18 protein-coding genes are annotated in these 18,443 nt (G+C 70.0%); 13 read left to right on the top strand and 5 right to left on the bottom strand.

Translation table 11 applies throughout. The features are described 5' to 3' along the window. Positions 1-110: 110 nt before the first annotated feature. Positions 111-1,028 (bottom strand): HNH endonuclease signature motif containing protein, encoded by a 918-nt coding sequence (locus tag HEP81_RS27485; RefSeq protein ID WP_063755236.1) that lies wholly within the window; start codon positions 1,026-1,028, stop codon positions 111-113. Positions 1,029-1,226: 198 nt separating this feature from the next. On the opposite strand from HEP81_RS27485, the gene HEP81_RS27480 reads away from it, so the two are divergent. From HEP81_RS27480 to HEP81_RS27455, 6 genes are all read left to right on the top strand, one after another. Beyond that, the gene (locus HEP81_RS27480; RefSeq protein WP_037656367.1) at positions 1,227-1,922 is read left to right on the top strand and encodes a class I SAM-dependent methyltransferase; all 696 of its coding nucleotides are present in this window, start codon (positions 1,227-1,229) and stop codon (positions 1,920-1,922) included. Then, entirely contained in the window at positions 1,919-2,569 is a 651-nt protein-coding gene (locus tag HEP81_RS27475; protein ID WP_190276039.1) for a DNA cytosine methyltransferase, read from the top strand. Before HEP81_RS27480 ends, HEP81_RS27475 begins: the two co-directional genes overlap by 4 nt. Beyond that, the gene (locus tag HEP81_RS27470) at positions 2,566-3,405 is read left to right on the top strand and encodes a bifunctional DNA primase/polymerase (RefSeq protein ID WP_037656365.1); all 840 of its coding nucleotides are present in this window, start codon (positions 2,566-2,568) and stop codon (positions 3,403-3,405) included. The genes HEP81_RS27475 and HEP81_RS27470 overlap by 4 nt, the downstream gene beginning before the upstream one ends. A 2-nt stretch (positions 3,406-3,407) precedes the next feature. Further along, a complete protein-coding gene (locus HEP81_RS27465) occupies positions 3,408-4,880 on the top strand; it encodes a hypothetical protein (RefSeq protein WP_037656362.1) in 1,473 nt (490 codons plus the stop codon). 441 nt (positions 4,881-5,321) lie between these two features. Then, entirely contained in the window at positions 5,322-5,564 is a 243-nt protein-coding gene (locus HEP81_RS27460) for a helix-turn-helix transcriptional regulator (protein ID WP_078967392.1), read from the top strand. 88 nt (positions 5,565-5,652) lie between these two features. Beyond that, positions 5,653-6,921: a tyrosine-type recombinase/integrase gene (locus HEP81_RS27455; protein ID WP_037656359.1), complete on the top strand. Its 1,269-nt coding sequence runs from the start codon at positions 5,653-5,655 to the stop codon at positions 6,919-6,921. Between the two features lie 75 nt (positions 6,922-6,996). Here the strand turns inward: HEP81_RS27455 and HEP81_RS27450 are convergent, their stop codons facing one another. Continuing rightward, positions 6,997-8,358 (bottom strand): glutamine synthetase family protein, encoded by a 1,362-nt coding sequence (locus tag HEP81_RS27450; RefSeq protein ID WP_037656358.1) that lies wholly within the window; start codon positions 8,356-8,358, stop codon positions 6,997-6,999. Positions 8,359-8,630: 272 nt separating this feature from the next. On the opposite strand from HEP81_RS27450, the gene HEP81_RS27445 reads away from it, so the two are divergent. Then, positions 8,631-9,812, top strand: coding sequence for a globin domain-containing protein (locus HEP81_RS27445; RefSeq protein WP_037656357.1), 1,182 nt, complete (start codon positions 8,631-8,633; stop codon positions 9,810-9,812). Between the two features lie 25 nt (positions 9,813-9,837). Here the strand turns inward: HEP81_RS27445 and HEP81_RS27440 are convergent, their stop codons facing one another. Then, complete coding sequence (locus HEP81_RS27440; protein ID WP_037656355.1) at positions 9,838-10,290, bottom strand: RrF2 family transcriptional regulator; 453 nt, start codon at positions 10,288-10,290, stop codon at positions 9,838-9,840. Positions 10,291-10,431: 141 nt separating this feature from the next. Here HEP81_RS27440 and HEP81_RS27435 point away from each other — a divergent pair, with 141 nt between their 5' ends. The 5 genes from HEP81_RS27435 to cutA all read left to right on the top strand — a co-directional run bounded on the left by HEP81_RS27435 (position 10,432) and on the right by cutA (position 16,016). Beyond that, on the top strand, positions 10,432-11,142 hold the full coding sequence (locus HEP81_RS27435; protein ID WP_037656353.1) for a DUF3105 domain-containing protein: 711 nt from the start codon (positions 10,432-10,434) through the stop codon (positions 11,140-11,142). Further along, complete coding sequence (locus HEP81_RS27430; protein WP_037656352.1) at positions 11,139-11,792, top strand: DUF305 domain-containing protein; 654 nt, start codon at positions 11,139-11,141, stop codon at positions 11,790-11,792. Before HEP81_RS27435 ends, HEP81_RS27430 begins: the two co-directional genes overlap by 4 nt. 271 nt (positions 11,793-12,063) lie before the next feature. Next, positions 12,064-13,983, top strand: coding sequence for a S53 family peptidase (locus HEP81_RS27425; protein WP_243279827.1), 1,920 nt, complete (start codon positions 12,064-12,066; stop codon positions 13,981-13,983). A 427-nt stretch (positions 13,984-14,410) separates the two neighbouring features. Next, entirely contained in the window at positions 14,411-15,640 is a 1,230-nt protein-coding gene (locus HEP81_RS27420) for an epoxide hydrolase family protein (RefSeq protein ID WP_037656349.1), read from the top strand. A 43-nt stretch (positions 15,641-15,683) separates the two neighbouring features. Then, positions 15,684-16,016 (top strand): divalent-cation tolerance protein CutA, encoded by a 333-nt coding sequence (cutA, locus tag HEP81_RS27415; protein ID WP_037656347.1) that lies wholly within the window; start codon positions 15,684-15,686, stop codon positions 16,014-16,016. Between the two features lie 6 nt (positions 16,017-16,022). On the opposite strand, the gene HEP81_RS27410 is transcribed toward cutA, so the two are convergent. Next, positions 16,023-16,937: a LysR family transcriptional regulator gene (locus HEP81_RS27410; RefSeq protein WP_037656346.1), complete on the bottom strand. Its 915-nt coding sequence runs from the start codon at positions 16,935-16,937 to the stop codon at positions 16,023-16,025. 93 nt (positions 16,938-17,030) lie between these two features. Between HEP81_RS27410 and HEP81_RS27405 the strand changes: the two genes are divergently transcribed. Beyond that, complete coding sequence (locus HEP81_RS27405) at positions 17,031-17,957, top strand: DMT family transporter (RefSeq protein ID WP_037656407.1); 927 nt, start codon at positions 17,031-17,033, stop codon at positions 17,955-17,957. Between the two features lie 73 nt (positions 17,958-18,030). Here the strand turns inward: HEP81_RS27405 and HEP81_RS27400 are convergent, their stop codons facing one another. Further along, positions 18,031-18,441, bottom strand: a complete 411-nt coding sequence (locus HEP81_RS27400) for a hypothetical protein (RefSeq protein ID WP_037656345.1) — start codon at positions 18,439-18,441, stop codon at positions 18,031-18,033. Positions 18,442-18,443 lie beyond the last annotated feature (2 nt).

Below are 18,443 nucleotides of genomic sequence, written 5' to 3'. Positions count from 1 at the left end.
CATGGCGGCCTCATCACGGGCACCCGGCCCAGCTCGTGTGAGTGAGTAAGTGAGTGAAGATTGAGAGCTTGTGAAACCGCAGCTCACAGGCCCTCTGACACTTCCGCCGGTCAGTTCTCCTCGATGGCGCGGTGCTTGTCCCAGTGGGCTCCGAGCCATACGCGCTGTTCGGTCCGCAGCTCCACGGTCAGCTCGCGGCCGTCGAGGTCGCCGTAGAGGGGGTAGTCCCTCACAGTCTTGCCGACGTCCAGCCTCCCGGTCTCGGGATTGACGGCGATGTGGCCGAGGTCGAAGAGCCGGTGGAGGTCACGGCGCAGCAGGAAGCCGCCGTAATCGTGGTGCTCGCTGTCGTCGGCGAAGCTGTAGAGGTGTGCTGCTTCCAGGGCGGCGGCCGGTGTCGGGCCGCTGAACGCACACACCTCGCCGTAGTCCTCCAGCAGTCGCTTGCGGAACGGGCCCTGCCCGTCACGGACTTGGACGGTGGCCGGGCGGCGTCCTCCGCGGATGACTGCCCTCGCCTTGTCCGTGACCGCGGCCGGCATGGTGGCTCCAGCCTCTTCGAGGGCTGCACGGACCTTCTCCCAGCGGGCGGGCCGCATGCTGTGCTGTGAGCGCGGCTTGTCACACAGGCCGCGGATCTGCTGGCCGGTGAGGCGGCCGGCCATGTCCTGCCATCCCCGGCTGTGGTGCGACCGGTAGGTCCTGGTGAACCTGTCGCGGCTGCGGCGTTCGCCGAATCGGACCTCGCACTTGTTGCACCACCAGCGCAGGTCACCGGTCTTCAGGCTCTTGAAATCCGCCTTGCCGCACGCCTCGTGGAAGTAGACCTTCTTCACCATGCTGCCCACGTCGATCTTCTCGATGACCGACATGCCCAGCAGTGTCTTCTTGTCCCACAGCGCGATGACGTCGCCCGCGGCGATGTTCCCGTGCTGGGGAACGGTGTCGTCCCAGCTGTAGTGGCGGGACGGGTCGTCGTCGTACCCGTCGTTCCCGCCGTGCTGACGCTCTCCGCCCACAGCCAGCACGAACCACACCGTCGACATCAACACCCCCGCTAGCCGGTCCTCACGTGCCAGACAGCACGCCCGGCCAACCTAACCCCTGCCACTGACAGCCCCCGCGGGGCAGCCAGTGGCACCACATACGAAGGGCGGCCCCCGTCTCGCCAAAGTCCAGGGCCGCCCTCGTTCCACCCATCCAACTGAACAGTGGAGGTCTCCAGCATGACCCATCCGACCGTCATCCGGCGAGTACGCGGGCAGCGTCCGCGACTGCTGGACCTGTACTGCTGCCAGGGCGGCGCCGCCAAGGGCTACTCCGACGCCGGGTTCGACGTCACCGGCGTCGACATCGCCCCCCAGCCCCGCTACCCGTACCGGTTCGTCCAGGCCGACGCGATCGCGTTCGTGCTGGAGCACGGGGCGGAGTTCGACTTCATCCACGCCTCGCCCCCGTGCCAGCACGACACCGCATGCCAGCGCATCCAGGGCCGCGAGCACCCCGACCTGATCGCCCCCACCCGCACCGCCCTGGAGACCACCGGACGGCCGTGGGTGATGGAGAACGTGGGCGGCGCCGTCCCGAAGCTGCGGGGGCCGGTGATGCTGTGCGGGCAGATGTTCCGCCTGGCCAACTACCGCCACCGCTACTTCGAGCCCGGCGGAGGCTTCACCCTCACCCAGCCCGGCCACCCGGCGCACCTGGTGCCGCAGGCCAAGATGGGGCGTCCCGTCCCGCCCGGCCACTACGGGCAGTTCGTCGGGAACTTCTCCGGCGTCGGCCTGGCCCGGCGGGTTCTGGGGGTGCCGTGGATGAACCGCGACGGCATCCGCGAGTGCATCCCCCCGACCTACACCGAGCACATCGGCCACCACGCACTCGCCTATCTGGCCGCGGCCGGTCTGGGGGTGGCCGCATGAGCGCGAGCGTGCTGCCGCTGCGGCGGCCGAACGGCATGCGGGTGCTGGACCTGTGCTGCGGTGCCGGCGGCCTGTCCATGGGCTACTACCTCGCCGGGTTCGACGTCACCGGCGTCGACATCAACCCCCAGCCGAACTACCCCTTCACCTTCGTCCAGGCCGACGGCCTGGAGTACTGCGCCCGGTACGGCCACACCTTCGACCTGGTCCACGGTTCGTGGCCGTGCGAGCGCTACGCCACCGTCACCCGCTGGCGCGGCAACCCCGACGACCACCCCGACCTGATCGGCCCCGGCAGGGAGGTGATGCAGGCGACGGGGCGGCCGTGGGTGATGGAGAACGTGCCCGAGACCGCGATCGCGGGTCTGCTGCGGCCGGACTACCTGCTGTGCGGGACCCAGTTCGGGCTCAGGGTCCGCCGCCATCGCGGGTTCGAGACGTCGTGGGGCGGGGGCGGGGACCTGGTCCCGCCATGCTGGCACCACAAGGGGCTGCTCGCGTTCGAGCACAAGGGCGAGCGCGCCTACGCCGACGCCATGGGCTGCACCTGGATGACCAACCTCGAAGCCCGCAAAGCCGTACCCCCCGCCTACACCCACTGGATCGCCACCCAGTTCCTCACCCTCGAAGAGAGGAACGCCGCATGACCACCCACCTGCACACCGCGCTCCACCTCGCGGCGGCCGGTGTCCCGGTACTGCCCCTGCGGGCGGGCAAGCTCCCGTACGGGAACTGCCCGGCATGCACCCTCAACGCCTGCGGCGGTCGGCCGAACATGAAGACCCCCGGCCCCTGCGCCTGCCCGACCCCCTGCCACGGCTGGGCCGCCGCCACCACCGACCACGACGTCATCGCGTCGCCCGCGTGGGCGTCGGCGTGGCGGCACGCGGCGGCCGTGGCCTACCACCCCGGCGGCGCCGGCCTCAGCGTCGTGGACCTCGACAACCTGGCCGCCATCGCGTGGGCACGAGAGGCCCTGCCCGCGACGCGGACCGTGGCGACCACGCGCGGAGAACACTGGATCTACCGGGGCACGATGGCGTCCGCCAACGGCGTCCGGCCCGGCGTCGACATCAAGTCCCTGATGGCCTACGCCCGGTGGCTCCGCCCCGGCACCGGCCCCGTGACGGAGCTGCCGGACGTCGTGCGCGCGCTGATCGTGAAGGAACCCGGCACAGTCCGGGCGACGGCGCGCACCATCACCGCGCCGGCGCCGACCGGGGGCGGGGAGTGCCGTCACCGCACGCCCGCCTTCCTGGAACGCGGGATCGCCATGGCCGAACAGCGCATCACCGCCGCCACCGGCGGGGTGCACGCGACCGTGTACGGGACGTTCCTCGCGGTGCTGTCGACGCATGGCCGGTGCGGCTGCCTCACCGACACCCACGTGCAGCGGTTGTTCACCGCGGCGCAGGCCAAGGGCGAGTCCCCGCGGCACTGCACCGACGCGTGGACCAACGCCCGCACCGCACTGGGGATGTAGCCGTGTCCGAGGACGACAAGAACCCGGCCCGCGAGGTCATCACCGACTACGCGCAATCGCACTTCCGGTACTTCCGCACCGCCGACGGCACCGTGTACGCGCAGAAGAACGGGCACCCTGTGGCCCGCCCGATCCGCTCGCAGGGCACGTCGGGAAGCCACCGGCAGGAACTCATGGTCGGCCTGTTCAAGGACGGGATCGGCGTGTTCAACGGCACCGCGCTCAAGGAAGCGTTGGACTTGATCGAAGCACTCGCGATGACCGAGGACGTACAGGCCGTCCACATCCGCGTGGCGCCCGGGTTCGACGGCGCGACCTGGCTGGACCTGGGCCGCAGCGACGGCCAGTCCGTCCGTATCCACCCCACCGGGTGGGACATCGCCGTCCCCGACCCGCGTGAGGTGTGCTGGCGGCGCACCCAGCTCACCGGCGAACTCCCCCTGCCCACCAAGGACACCGACGGCAAGGGCATCGACCTGCTGCTGCGGCTGTGCAACTTCGCCACCGCGGAGACCGAGTGCCTGGCCATCGCCTGGCTGATCGGCTGCCTCGGCCCGTCCGTGCCCGTCCCCGCCCCGTTCCTCACCGGCCCGCAGGGCGCCGGCAAGTCCACCGGCGGACGGATGCTCGTCCGGGTCATCGAGGGCATGAGCGGCGACCTGCGCCGCGCCCCGAAGGACGAAGAGAACCTGATCACAGCAGTGGCGGCAGGATGGGTCACCGCCCTGGACAACCTCTCCCACATGACCCCGGAACTCTCCGACGCCATGTGCTGCATCGTCACCGGCGCCGAGAACGTCAAACGCGCCCTCTTCACCGACGGAGACGTCTTCCGCGCCCGCTACCGCCGCCCCCTGCTCCTGACCGGTATCGACGTGGGAGTCATCCGTCCCGACCTTGCGGAGCGGCTCCTGCCTCTGCGCCTGGAGCGGCCGAAGGTCCGGCGCACCGAGGCGGAACTGTGGGCGGAGTACGCGGAGGTGCTGCCCGTCGTCCTCGGCTCGCTCCTGGACCTCACGGTCAAGGTCCGCGCAGTGGAGGCGGAGACCCCCACCGACCTGCGCATGGCGGACTTCGCGCACCTGTGCGCGCAACTCGACGCGGCAACCGGCCTCGGAGCGCTCACCGCCTACCGGGCCAGCCTGGACGATCTCAACGACGACGTGATCGAAGGCGACCTCCTCGCGCAGACCGTCCTGAGGCACGCCGCGGACATCGAACCGGGCGCAGCGCCGCGGATGACCTCAACCGAGTGGCTGCACTGCCTCACCCGCCTCTACACCGGCGAGGACTTCCGCCCCCTGCCCAAGGGCTGGCCCACCACCGGCAAAGTCCTCTCCGACCGCCTCAAGCGCCTCCAGCCCACCCTGGCCGCCCGCGGCGTCCTCATCGACTCCGGGCGCACCAAAGACGGCCGCTACCTCGAAATGACCCGCCTCGCCGCGCAGACGCCGCACGAGCAACAGGCGTTCTGACGGCGTCGGCACCGGCCGTACAAGCAAGAGGAGCACCGGCGCCCGGGGTGCTCCTCTTGCTGTTCGGCGGCAACGCCGCCCTGCGATGGACGCGCCGCGAAGCGGCTCCTTCTTCACGCCCTGAGGCGCACTGCAACCACCACACACCCGCCTCTTTTTTCCTAAGTAGGAAGCGCTGCGTCACCTGCGTCACCCGAGCCTCGAAAACGGCGGGTGACCTGCGCAGAAAGGGGTGACGCAGACGGCCCATCTCTGCGTCACCCCGCGTCACCTGCGTCACCGATGACGGACAGCCTGCGTCACCGATGACGCACCCCCAACGCTCTGCGTCACCCGAAACCAGCAGGTCAGAAGCCTGAATGACGCAGATGACGGAGATGACGCAGAAATCCCCACCTCGGACAGACGCTGCCCCCGACATGTGCCGTACGGAGGCGACTCATCGATACCGCACTCAATCGGCCGGACCCCCGGGCCCTCCTCCGTGGCGGACTCCCGGACCGCTATCTCACCCCCGACGACATCGCCGAGATCTTCGAAGTGCCCAAGGAAACGGTCTACCAGTGGCGCAAGAAGCGCATCGGTCCGCCTGGTTTTCGCATCGGCAAGCACGTCCGCTACGACCCAGCCGACGTTCAGGCTTACGTCACCCAGCGCAAGAGCGAAGACCAGGACGCTGCCTGAAACGTCCGCCCACCACGAGCATCGGCTAAGGGGAGGGTCACACCCGTGGCCCTCCCCTTGTCACGTCCAGAAGGGATCGTCACTCAAAGTGGCAGGTCACATCCAAGACCGCTGGTACAAGACCGAGCCCGGCGCCGACGGCAAGACCGTCCGTGTCAAGACCGGCCGCCACGGCACCGGGCTGCGCTACCGGGCCCGCTACGTCGGCCCCGACGGCACCGAGAAGTCCAAGAGCTTCCGCGACGGACAGAAGCGCCTCGCCGAGAAGTGGCTCAGCAAGACGGAAGCCGACATGACCAGCGGCACCTACGTGGACCCGGCTGCCGGCCGAGTGACGTTCGGGCAGTACGCCGAGAAGTGGCTGAGCACCCAGACCACCGACCTGACGACCCGCGAGACGGTCACCTCCGCGGTTCGAGGACACGCGATCCCCTACCTTGGCACGCGCCCCCTCGGTTCCTTCAAGCCCGAGCACATCCGGGACTGGCTGAGCGAGTTGGAGCGGGCACTGCCCGCGACGTCGTACCGGCGCGTGATCTACAACAATGTGTCGACCATCCTCAACGCGGCTGTGGACGACGGCCACTTGCCGAAGAACCCCTGCCGCGCGCAGTCCGTGCGTCCTCCCGCACCAGGGACCGGCCGCGTGGTGCCGTGGACGGCTGAGCGTGTCTTCGGAGTCCGGGAAGCACTTCCGGAGCGCTTCCGTGCGGCGGTCGACCTCGGAGCGGGATGCGGTCTGCGCCAAGGGGAGATCTTCGGACTCCCCGTCGATGAGATCGACTTCGAGTCCGGCTGGCTGCACATCGTGAACCAGGTGAAGGTGACGACCGGCGGTCTCGTCTTCGGCCCGCCGAAGCGGGACAAGCTTCGTGACGTTCCACTGCCTGACCGTGTGGCTGACATCCTCAAGCGCCATATGAAGGAGTTCCCACCGGTCTCGATCACTCTGCCGTGGCTCCGGAAGGACGGCCGCATGGTAACGCGCCAGTTGCTGTTCACCCGTCTCGACGGCGCGGGCGCGGTGCGGCGTACCGACTTCAACGACCGTGCCTGGAAGCCCGCTCTTGTCGCGGCTGGGGTCATCCCCGAGCCGAAGCCCGGTGAGCGTCACCAGGCTGCACGCGAGCACGGCATGCACGCGCTGCGGCACTTCTACGCGTCGGTTCTGCTGAATGCCGGGGAGAACATCAAGGCGTTGAGCCACTACCTGGGGCACAACGATCCAGGGTTCACGCTGCGGGTGTACACGCACCTCATGCCGAGTAGCGACGCACGGGCCCGGAACGCCGTGGACGGTCTGTACACGGCCACAGATCCGGCGCCGGACGGCCCACAGACGGCCCACGGGCACTGACACGACGTGGGGCCGACAGCTGCGAACCGTCGGCCCCACACGACTGGTCTACAAGAAACCTACTCTGACCTGCACCTACAGCACCGGCAGGTTCTTCCGCAGCTCGAACGCCGTGACCTCCGAGCGGTACTCCTCCCATTCCTGGCGCTTGTTGCGGAGGAAGAAGTCGAAGACGTGTTCGCCCAGGGTCTCGGCGACCAGGTCGCTGCGTTCCATCAGGGTCAGGGCCTCGCCCAGGTTCTGCGGGAGCGGTTCGATGCCCATCGCGCGGCGTTCGGCGTCCGAGAGGGCCCAGACGTCGTCCTCGGCGCCCGGCGGGAGCTCGTAGCCCTCCTCGATGCCCTTCAGGCCGGCGGCGAGGAGGACGGCGTAGGCCAGGTAGGGGTTGGCGCCGGAGTCCAGGGAGCGGACCTCGACGCGGGCCGAGCCGGTCTTGCCGGGCTTGTACATCGGGACGCGGACCAGGGCGCTGCGGTTGTTGTGGCCCCAGCAGATGTAGGAGGGGGCCTCGCCGCCCGCCCCCGCCGTGCGCTCGGAGCCGCCCCAGATGCGCTTGTAGGAGTTGACCCACTGGTTGGTGACGGCGGCGGCCTCCGCGGCGTGCTTGAGCAGGCCCGCGATGAAGGAGCGGCCCACCTTGGAGAGCTGGTACTCCGCGCCGGACTCGTAGAACGCGTTGCGGTCGCCCTCGAAGAGGGAGAGGTGGGTGTGCATGCCGCTGCCCGGGTGCTCGGAGAACGGCTTGGGCATGAAGGTGGCCTGGACGCCCTGTTCCAGCGCGACCTGCTTCATGACCAGGCGGAAGGTCATGATGTTGTCGGCCGTCGAGAGGGCGTCGGCGTAGCGCAGGTCGATCTCCTGCTGGCCCGGGGCGCCCTCGTGGTGGGAGAACTCCACCGAGATGCCCATCGACTCCAGCATCGTGATCGCCTGGCGGCGGAAGTCCATGCCCACGCTGGTCGGCGTGTGGTCGAAGTAGCCCGAGTTGTCGGCCGGCGTCGGGCGGGTGCCGTCCAGCGGGCGGTCCTTCAGCAGGAAGAACTCGATCTCCGGGTGGGTGTAGAAGGTGAAGCCCAGGTCGGAGGTGCGGGCCAGCGCGCGCTTGAGGACGTAGCGCGGGTCGGCGAAGGACGGGGAGCCGTCCGGCATCAGGATGTCGCAGAACATCCGGGCCGTACCGGGGGTCTCCGCGCGCCACGGCAGCATCTGGAAGGTCGACGGGTCCGGCTTGGCGATCATGTCGGACTCGTAGACACGGGCGAAGCCCTCGATGGCGGAGCCGTCGAAGCCGATGCCCTCGTCGAAGGCCTGCTCCAGCTCGGCGGGGGCCACGGCGACGGACTTGAGGAAGCCCAGCACGTCCGTGAACCACAGGCGTACGAACCGGATGTCGCGCTCCTCCAAGGTGCGGAGCACGAACTCCTGCTGCTTGTCCATCTTCCGATTCCCCATCCTTGCTGGTCAGGAGCATCCCACCACAACACCGTTTCATCCGTGTTGCGGACCTTGATCACCCCGACGTCCACCTTCTGAACGCCTCTCTTACGGCAGGTGTACTGCCCTGCCGCCCATCTTGCCTGTCGGCGGCGGCATCCGTAACGGCCGGGCGGGGTGGGGCGGGGACGTGAGGCAGGACACCCCCCTTAAATTTGCATCTCATATGCATATTTAAATAGCGTTCGATCAGTCGAGATCGCAAGGAGTCCGCGATGTTGTCCGAGCAGTCCGCCGCCACCGTCCGCGCCACCCACCCCGCCGTGGGGGCCGCCATCGAGCAGATCACCGAGCGCTTCTACGCCCGGCTCTTCGACGCCCACCCCGAGCTGCTGCGGGACCTGTTCAACCGCGGCAACCAGGCCTCCGGCGCCCAGAAGTCGGCCCTCGCGGGCTCCATCGCCGCGTTCGCCGGACACCTGGTCGAGCACCCGGACCAGCGGCCGGACGCGATGCTGAGCCGCATCGCCCACAAACACGCCTCGCTGGGTGTCGTACCAGAGCAGTACCCGGTCGTGCACGAGCACCTCTTCGCGGCCATCGCGGAGATCCTCGGCGCCGCCGTCACCCCCGAGGTCGCCGCCGCCTGGACCGAGGTCTACTGGCTGATGGCCAACGCCCTCATCGCCATCGAGAAGCGGCTGTACGAGGAGAGTGGCAGCCAGGAGTTCCGGAAGTGGGAGGTCGTGGGGCGGGAAGAGGAGACCGCCGATGTCGTCTCCTTCCGGGTGCGGCCCGTCGACGGGTCCCCCGTGCGGGGCTTCCGGGCGGGGCAGTACGTCTCCGTGGGGGTGAAACTGGCCGACGGGGCGCGGCAGATACGGCAGTACAGCCTGTCCGGGGCGCCGGGCGAGGACGTACGGCAGTTCAGCGTCAAGCGGGTGCACGGGGGTGCGGCGCCGGACGGGGAGGTGTCCAGTCAACTGCACGCGCGCGTACGGGTGGGTGACGTCCTTGAACTGTCGGAGCCGTACGGCGATCTGGTGCTCGACGGTGTGGCCGGGCGGCCCCTGCTGCTCGCCTCCGCGGGTATCGGTGTGACCCCGATGGTCGCCATGCTGGCCTCGCTCGCGGCCGACGGGCACGACGCGCCGGTCACCGTCGTGCACGGCGACCGCTCCCCCGCGGACCACGCCCTGCGCGTGGACCACCAGGCGTACGCGGACAAGCTCGCGGACTCGGACGTCACCTTCTTCTACGAGCGGGACGCCGAGCCCGGCGGCCGTACCGGCCTGGTCGACCTGTCCTGGATCGACATCGCGCCCGGCACCTGCGCCTACCTCTGCGGGCCGCTGCCGTTCATGCGCGCCGTGCGCGGCCAGCTGATCGAGAAGGGCGTGGCACCGGCCGACATCCACTACGAGGTCTTCGGGCCCGATCTGTGGCTCGCCGCCTGACGGTGGACGGAAGCGGGGAAGGCGTTCAGGAGAGCGGGGCTCCGGGAGGGCGCATCGAGATGCCCAGCAGGACCGGGCCGGTGGGGTCCGTGACGATCTGGTCCAGGGTGATCGGGTCCAGGGAGCCGTAGAACGCCTCCTGGGCCCGGCGCAGCGCGCCGCGCAGCCGGCAGTCCGAGCGCAGCGGGCAGGGGGTGGCGCCCTCGCACTCCACCACCTCGTCGTCACCCTCGAAGGTGCGCACGATCGCGCCGACGGAGGCCGTACGGCCCCGTTCGGTGAGCGCCAGGCCGCCGCCGCGGCCGCGGCGGGCGTCGACCAGGCCCAGGTGCTGGAGTTCGGCGACGACCTTCGCGGCATGCGTATAGGGCACGCCCATGTCCTCGGCGACCTTGCGGGTCGCGGGCGTGTCCTCGGTGGATACGGCGAGGCGCATCAGGATGCGCAGGGCGAGGTCGGTGGAACGCAGCAGCCTCATTCCGCGAGCGTAAATAATACGCATCCCAGGTGCAAATTTAACCCTTTTGCCGTGCACGCTCTACGGCGGCCCCCCACTCCCCCATTACGATCAGCGGGCTCCACCCCCTGTCCGCCCGCTCCCCCAGAAGGACATCGCCTCATGGGTTCCGCCAACAACAGCAACAGCGCGGCGCGCAAGGCGCGCATCGAGGAGATGCGGCGCGCCGAGCGTTCGCGCGCGCGCCGGAACCGGACGCTCGTCATCGCCGCGTCCGTGGTCGTCGTCGCCGGGCTCGTCGTGGGCGGTGTCGTCCTCGCGGACTCCGGCTCCGGGTCCGGGAAGAAGGACACGGCCGCGAGCGGCGACAACGGCAAGGGCACCGGGGATGTGAACAGCAAGAGCTCCGGGGACTCCGGGCACTTCACGACCGGGAAGGACGGGGTGCGCACCTGGAAGGGCACGCTGGCGCGGACCCATGTGACGACCCCGGTGTCGTATCCGATGCAGCCGCCGGTGGGCGGCAACCACAACCCGGTGTGGGCGGACTGCAACGGTGACGTCTACACGCAGCAGTTGCACGACGAGAACGCGGTGCACTCGCTGGAGCACGGCGCGGTGTGGGTGACGTACACCCCCAAGGCGGCGAAGGCCGACATCGAGGCGCTCTCGGCGAAGGTGAAGAAGACGCCGTACTCGCTGATGAGCCCGTACGAGAACCAGGCCGCGCCGCTGATGCTGTCGGCGTGGGGACACCAGGTGGCCGTGAAGAGCGCGAGCGATCCCGAAGTGAACAAGTTCTTCGCGGACTTCGTGCAGGGGCCGCAGACGCCCGAGCCGGGTGCCTCGTGCACCGGTGGGGTGATGAAGTGAGCCGGCGCGCCATCGGCTGGGCGGCGGGGGCCGCGGCGGCGGTGCTCGTCGCGGCCGGTGCCGTCACGTACGCGGTCGCCGACTCGGGCTCCGGATCCGGCTCCGGTGACGGCAAGGCGGCGCAGCGGACGCCGAGTGCGGACTCGGCGGACGCGGGCTTCGCGCGGGACATGGCGGTGCATCACCAGCAGGCCGTCGAGATGTCGTACATCGTCCGCGACCACACGAAGAACGAGGACGTGCGGCGGCTCGCCTACGACATCGCGCAGACGCAGGCCAACCAGCGCGGGATGCTGCTGGGTTGGCTGGATCTGTGGGGGCTGCCGAAGGTGTCCGCGGACCCGCCGATGACCTGGATGGGCATGGGCGGCATGGTCACGGCCAAGGACGGCTCGCTGATGCCCGGTATGGCCACCAATACGCAGATGAAGAAGCTCGCGACCCTGAACGGGAAGCAGGCCGAGATCTTCTATCTCCAGCTGATGACGAACCATCACAAGGGCGGCATCCACATGGCCGAGGGCTGCGTGGCCAAGTGCACGGTGGGCGTGGAGAAACGGCTGGCCCAGGGCATGGTGGACGCGCAGCAGTCGGAGCTCCAGGTGATGGCCGGGATGCTCAAGGAGCGCGGAGCCAAGCCGCTCTCATGACCAGGGAACAAGTCCCTTCGTAATACAGCTGTAAGGAAAAATCGCTCAAATCCCCCTAGGTGACGGTTACTTGAGCTTCTCTTTCCGTCCCATTTACCTGGCATGAACGGTTCATCGGTCAGAGTTGCCCCCATCGTGTGATCCATTCGCCGGCTGTTCACCACCGCCGCCGGCCGGCGCGGAGCCGCGTGTACCTACCTACTACGTGCATGCGCAACGCATCGCAGGGGGTTCTATGAGATCCAATAGCGCCAAGACGCGCGCCGTGAGCATGGCAGCCGCGCTGCCCATGATCGCCGGTGCGCTGGCGCTGGGCATACCCGCGGCCCACGCCGCGGACAGCCCCGCCCGTAATGCTCTGAAGGGCACCAAGCCGCTGTGGGCCACGGCCAAGGCGGACAAGGGCGCCACCAACAACGGTGCCCAGGTCAAGGCCCGGGTGTACCTGGCCGGTCGGGACGCGTCGGGCCTCGCGGCCTACGCCAAGGCCGTGTCCGACCCCAGCTCGCCGTACTACGGCAAGTACCTGGCCCCCAAGCAGGCCCAGGCCCGCTTCGGTGCCACCAAGGCCCAGGTCGCCGCCGTCAAGTCCTGGCTGACGTCGGCCGGTCTGAAGGTCACCGAGGTCACGCAGCACTACGTCGCCGTCTCCGGTGACGTCGCCTCCACCGAGAAGGCGTTCGGCACCCAGCTGCACAACTACGCCAAGGGTGCGAAGACCTACCGCGCCCCGGCGCAGGCGGCCTCCGTCCCGGCGGGCCTCAAGGGCACCGTCCTGACCGTCACCGGTCTGGACAGCGCCCCGCACAAGGCCGACCACGACGACACGCTGCCGCCCCCGGACGCGGTGTTCAAGAACGCCGGCCCGTTCTCGTCGTACTACGGCTCGAAGACCGCGAGCACGCTGCCGGACGCGTACGGCACCAAGCTGCCCTACGCCGTCAAGGGTTACACCGGCAAGCAGCTGCGCTCGGTCTACGGCGCCGGCAAGTACACCGGCAAGGGTGTCCGCGTCGCCATCACCGACGCCTACGCCTCGCCGACCATCGCCTACGACGCCGGCACGTACGCGGCGAAGAACGGCGACAAGGCATGGAAGACCGGTCAGCTGCACCAGTCGCTTCCGGCCAACTTCACCCGGACCGACGAGTGCAAGGCGTCGGGCTGGTACGGCGAGGAGACCCTCGACGTCGAGGCCGTGCACGCGGTCGCGCCGGACGCCGATGTCACCTACGTCGGTGCGGCGTCCTGCTACGACGACGACCTGCTCGACTCGCTGAGCAAGGTGGTCGACAACCACCTGGCCGACATCGTCTCCAACTCGTGGGGCGACGTCGAGGCCAACCAGACGCCGGACCTCGCGGCCGCCTACGACCAGGTCTTCCAGCTGGGCGCGGTGCAGGGCATCGGCTTCTACTTCTCCTCCGGTGACGACGGCGACCAGGTCGCCAACACCGGCACCAAGCAGGTCGACACCCCGGCCAACTCCGCCTGGGTGACCGCCGTCGGCGGCACCTCCCTCGCGGTCGGCAAGGGTGACAAGTACCTGTGGGAGACCGGCTGGGGCACCGAGAAGTCCAGCCTGTCGGCCGACGGCAAGAGCTGGACCAACTTCCCCGGCGCCTTCACCTCGGGCGCGGGCGGCGGCACCAGCAGCACGGTCGCCGAGCCGTACTACCAGAAGGGCGTCGTCCCGGACTCGCTCGCCAAGGCGAACAACGCCTCCGGCAACCGTGTCGTCCCGGACATCGCGGCCATCGCCGACCCGAACACCGGGTTCCTGGTGGGCCAGACGCAGACCTTCCCCGACGGGTCGCAGCAGTACAGCGAGTACCGCATCGGCGGCACCTCGCTGGCCGCGCCGACCATCGCGGCGGTCCAGGCTCTGGCCGAGCAGGCGCGCGGCGGCAAGGCGATCGGTTTCGCCAACCCGTCGATCTACGCGAAGTTCGGCAAGGAGGGCGTCTACCACGACGTCACGGACAACCCCACGGGCCACGGCCTGGGTGTCGTCCGCGTGGACTACGCCAACGGCATCGACGCCACCGGCGGCCTGCTCTACTCCGTCCGCAGCCTGGGCAAGGACAGCTCGCTGTCCGCGACCAAGGGCTACGACGACGTGACGGGCGTGGGCTCCCCGGCGAACGGCTATGTCTCGTCGTACGCCAACAACAGCAGCAAGAAGCACTGAACGGCTCCGTCGAGCTGAACTGAGCTTCTGAAGAAGGGGACGTGGGGCCATCACCGGCCTCGCGTCCCCTTCGCGTTCCGGAAAATGTTCCGGGAAAGGCCGGGGGTCCGGGGTTCACTTCCCGCGTCGCCGTGGTTGGAGTGGCCCAGGCCAGGAACCAGCCCCACGGCGCGCCGCGCTGTCCGACGGATGCGGTGGTTCTGCCGCGCGCGGTTCCCCCCGGTGCGGACGAGGCCGAGTCGACCCCCGTGTTCAGCACGGCTCAGCGCTCCGCGAGGCTTCCCAAGTCGGCGCCTGCGCATGTGGGTTGAGGAGGCGTGACGGTGGTCACGGGGGTGGCGTTCGGTCGCGGGGGGGGGCGGCGGGGTGGCCGCGCCCGGGGGTGCCTCCCGGTGCGGGTGAGGTCGGGCGCCTAGGCTGCATCTCCATGACGACTGCATCGCAGGACAGCATCCGACCGTTCCGCGTCGCGGTCCCGGAGGGTGAGCTGGAGGATCTGAGGAGCCGTCTGGACCGCACCCGCTGGCCGGACGAACTGCCGGGCGCAGGCTGGGAGTACGGCGTCCCGGTGAGCTATCTGCGGGAACTCGCGCGCTATTGGCGGCACGAGTACGACTGGCGGGCGGCGGAGGCCCGGCTGAACCGGTGGCCGCAGTTCACGACCACGATCGACGGCGCCAACCTCCACTTCGCGCACATCCGTTCCCCGGAACCGGACGCCACCCCGCTGATCATCACGCACGGCTGGCCGGGCTCCCTCGTCGAGTTCGAGCGGATCGCAGGGCCGCTCACAGACCCGCGGGCGCACGGCGCCGACCCCGCGGACGCCTTCCATCTGGTCCTGCCGAGCATCCCCGGCTTCGGCTTCTCCGGCCCCACCCGCGAGAAGGGCTGGGAGTACCGCAGGGTCGCGGCCGCGTTCGCCGAGCTGATGTCCCGTCTGGGGTACGGCCGTTACGGCGCCCAGGGCGGCGACTGGGGCGCGGCCGTCTCCCGGGAGCTGGGCCGTGTCCGCCCGGACCAGGTCATCGGCGTCCATCTGAACCTGCTCCCCGGCGCCGGCGCCACGGCCGAGCCGGCGCCGGAGGAACTCGCCGCGCTCACCCCGGCGGAGCAGCAGCGCACCCGGGCGTCCTGGGAGCGGATGCGGGCCTGGAGCCGCGAGCAACAGGGCTACGCGGACATCCAGTCCACCCGTCCGCACACCCTCGGCTACGGGCTCTCCGACTCACCCATCGGCCAACTCGCCTGGATCACCGAGAAGTTCAAGGAGTGGACGGACTCGGCCGACCGCCCGGAGGACGCCGTCGACCGCGATCATCTGCTGACGAACGTGATGCTGTACTGGCTGACGAACACCGCCACCTCCGCCGCCCGCGTCTACTACGAGCGCGCCCACGCCCCCTACTGGGGCCACCCGCCGGAGCCGTCCTTGACCCCCACCGCGTTCGCCTCCTTCCCGCGGGAGAACTTCATCGCGCTCCGCCATGTCGCCGAACGCACCGACAACATCGTCCGCTGGACGGAGTTCGACCGGGGCGGCCACTTCGCGGCGATGGAGCAGCCGGAGCTGCTGGTCGGTGACATCAGGGCGTTCTTCCGCGACTTGCGCGGCGCGGGCGAAGCGGGCGGCGGGGGCGGCGCGGCCTCGTCGTGAGGGTGGACAGGGTCCAATTTCCTTGACCTGGAAGGGCAGTTGTATGACCGAGATCGTGATCGCGCAGACGACCATCGACGACGAGGAGCGCGCGAACGCCCTCGCCCGGGGCGCGGTGGAGAACCGCCTGGCCGCCTGCGCCCACATCGATCCGCCGTTCACCGCGGTGTATCGGTGGCAGGGGGCTCTTGAGACCGCTCAGGAGTGGCGGATCTCGTACAAGACGACCACCGACCGGCTGCCGGAGCTGGCGGCCTGGGTCGCCGAGCGGCACGACTACGAGGTCCCGGAGTGGATCACCCTGCCGGTGACCGGGGGTTCCGAGGCGTATCTGCGCTGGGTGGCCGAGGAGACCGCACCGCACACGGCCGGGTGAGGCTTCTCAGGTCTCGGAGGTGTCCCGGCCCTGGATCCGCGCGGCGGTGGTGCGCAGTTCGGCGAGGACGGTCCGTACGGCCTTGCGGGCGGTCCGCTCGGGCCGGTGGAGTACGTCGATGCGGCGCCGGGCATGCACTCCGCTCAGCGGTCTGAGGACGATGCCGGGGTGCGGGCGGGCGGTCCAGCGGGGCATCAGCGCGACGCCGCCGCCCGCGGCCACCACCTCGGCGACCACGGTGAACTCATTGATCCGATGGACGATGTCGAGCGCGCGGTCGGCGAAGGCGGCGATGGCCTCGATGGTGGCCATCAGCGGGAAACCGTCGTGGACCGTGATCCACGGCTGGTCCGCCACGTCCCGGGGCGAGAGCACCGGCTCGGCGGCCAGCGGATGGCCCACCGGCAGGGCCACGTCGAGGGGCTCGCGCAGCAGCGTGGCCGAGGTGACGGTGCGCGGCCAGGGCGGGGCGTGGTCGAGGCGGTGGGCGAGCACCAGGTCGTGGTCGCGGGTGAGCGCGGGGAAGCGGTCCTGGGCGACGTCCTCGTCGGCGAGCGCGAGGCGGGGGTGGTCCGGGCCGGAGAGGCCGTGCAGCAGGAGCGGGAAGAACGCCGAGGCGGCGCTGTGGAACGCGGCCACCGATACGACTCCGGCGGGCTGCTCGGCGAAGTCGGCCACGGCGTGCCGGGCCCGGGCCAGGGCGGACTCGACCTCGATGGCGGCCGCGGCCAGGGCATGTCCGGCGTCGGTCAGTACGACACGACGGCCCGCGCGTTCGGTGAGCGGGACCGGGATCGCGCGCTGGAGCAGCCGCAGCTGCTGCGAGATCGCGGACGGCGTCACATGCAGCGCCTCGGCCACGGCGCTGACGCTGCCCAGGTCTCCGAGTTCGCGCAGGATCCGCAGCTGCCGTTCGTCCACGGTGACAGTGTAGGTGCACAGTGTAGGTGCGCTACATCTTCCTTGTAGAGGTTGGTCATGGCCTTCAACGTCCTGCTGGGGCAGCGTGGAGGCATGAACGTCGCTCGCCGTACCGATGCGGTACTTCTGCTGGTCGCGCTGGTCTGGGGTTCCAGCTATCTCGCGGCCAAGACGGCCACCGCCGCGCTGCCGGTCCTGGCGGTGCTCTTCGCCCGGTACGCGATCTCCGCGCTGGCGTGCGGGGCGCTGGTCGCCTTCCGGTCCCGCCGGTCCTGGACCCGGGCGGAGTTCCGCGTCGGCTCGCTGCTGGGGGTCACCCAGGCGGCGGTGCTCTTGCTGGAGACGTACGGGGTGGCGCACACCAGCGCCGCGAACGCCGGGCTGATCATCAGCCTGACGATCGTGCTGACACCGCTGCTGGACCGGACCGGCGACCGTCGGCTCCCCCGGACCTTCTTCCTCGCCGCCGGCCTCTGCGTACTGGCAGTCGGGCTCCTCACCGCGGGCAACGGGCTGCACGCGCCTCGGCTCGGCGACGCGCTGATGCTGGCCGCCGCCGTGGTCCGGGCGGCTCACGTCACGCTCGTCGGACGCCTCACGACGGGCCGTCGTATCGACCCCCTGCACCTGACGACCGTCCAGACCGCCCTCGGCTCCGCCGTCTTCCTCCCGGCCGCCGTCCCCTTCCTGCCCGCCCTGACCCGCAGCGGCGCCGCCACCTGGACCCAGCTCGTCTATCTCGCCCTGTTGTGCAGCGTGTTCGCCTTCCTCGCCCAGACCTGGGCCGTCCAGGGCACCTCCGCCACCCGGGCCAGCCTGCTCCTGGGCACGGAGCCCATCTGGGCCGTCGCCTTCGGGGTCGCTCTCGGCGGCGAACGGTTCACGCTGTGGGCGATGTCGGGGGCGGTGCTCATGGTCGGGGGGACGTATTGGGGGCAGAGCATCGAGCGGAGGCATCGTGCGGCGAGCGGGGTGAGAGACCGTACGGCGTGCCCGGTGATGGCGCCGACCGGGGTCTGATCGCCTCGGCCGGTGCCGGTGCCGGTGCCGGTGACCGCCTCGGACGGAGGCGGCCACCGGCACCGGCGGGGGCTCAGCGGATGTGGACCGTGGCCACGCCGGAGGTGTGCAGGCGCACGGGGTGGTGGTCGTGCTTGTTCTTCAGGCCGTAGAGCACGGCGCGGAATTGCAGGTCGCCGCGGTGGGCGGCCGAGCCGTGGGTGGTGAGGCGGGCGTCGGCCCTGACCGCGGTGGTGCAGTTCTCCTGGTGCCAGGTCTGCTTGCCGGTGCGCTCTTCCAGGCACAGCTGGTGCAGGTAGCCGGCGATGTCGTCGTCGCCGTCCGCCTTGATGGTGAACGCCTTGCCGACGTGCGCCGTGCGCGGCACCGAGACGGTCACGTCCCCCTTGGCGAACGCCGGTACGGCGGCGAGCGTCACCGAGGCCAGCCCCAGCGCCCCGATCACGACCGCCCGGAGGCCCCGCGCCTTCTTCGTCCCGTTCATCT

The organism is Streptomyces griseofuscus (assembly GCF_014673495.1).
Classification (GTDB): domain Bacteria; phylum Actinomycetota; class Actinomycetes; order Streptomycetales; family Streptomycetaceae; genus Streptomyces; species Streptomyces murinus.
This window is presented reverse-complemented; position numbering and strand designations above follow the sequence as displayed.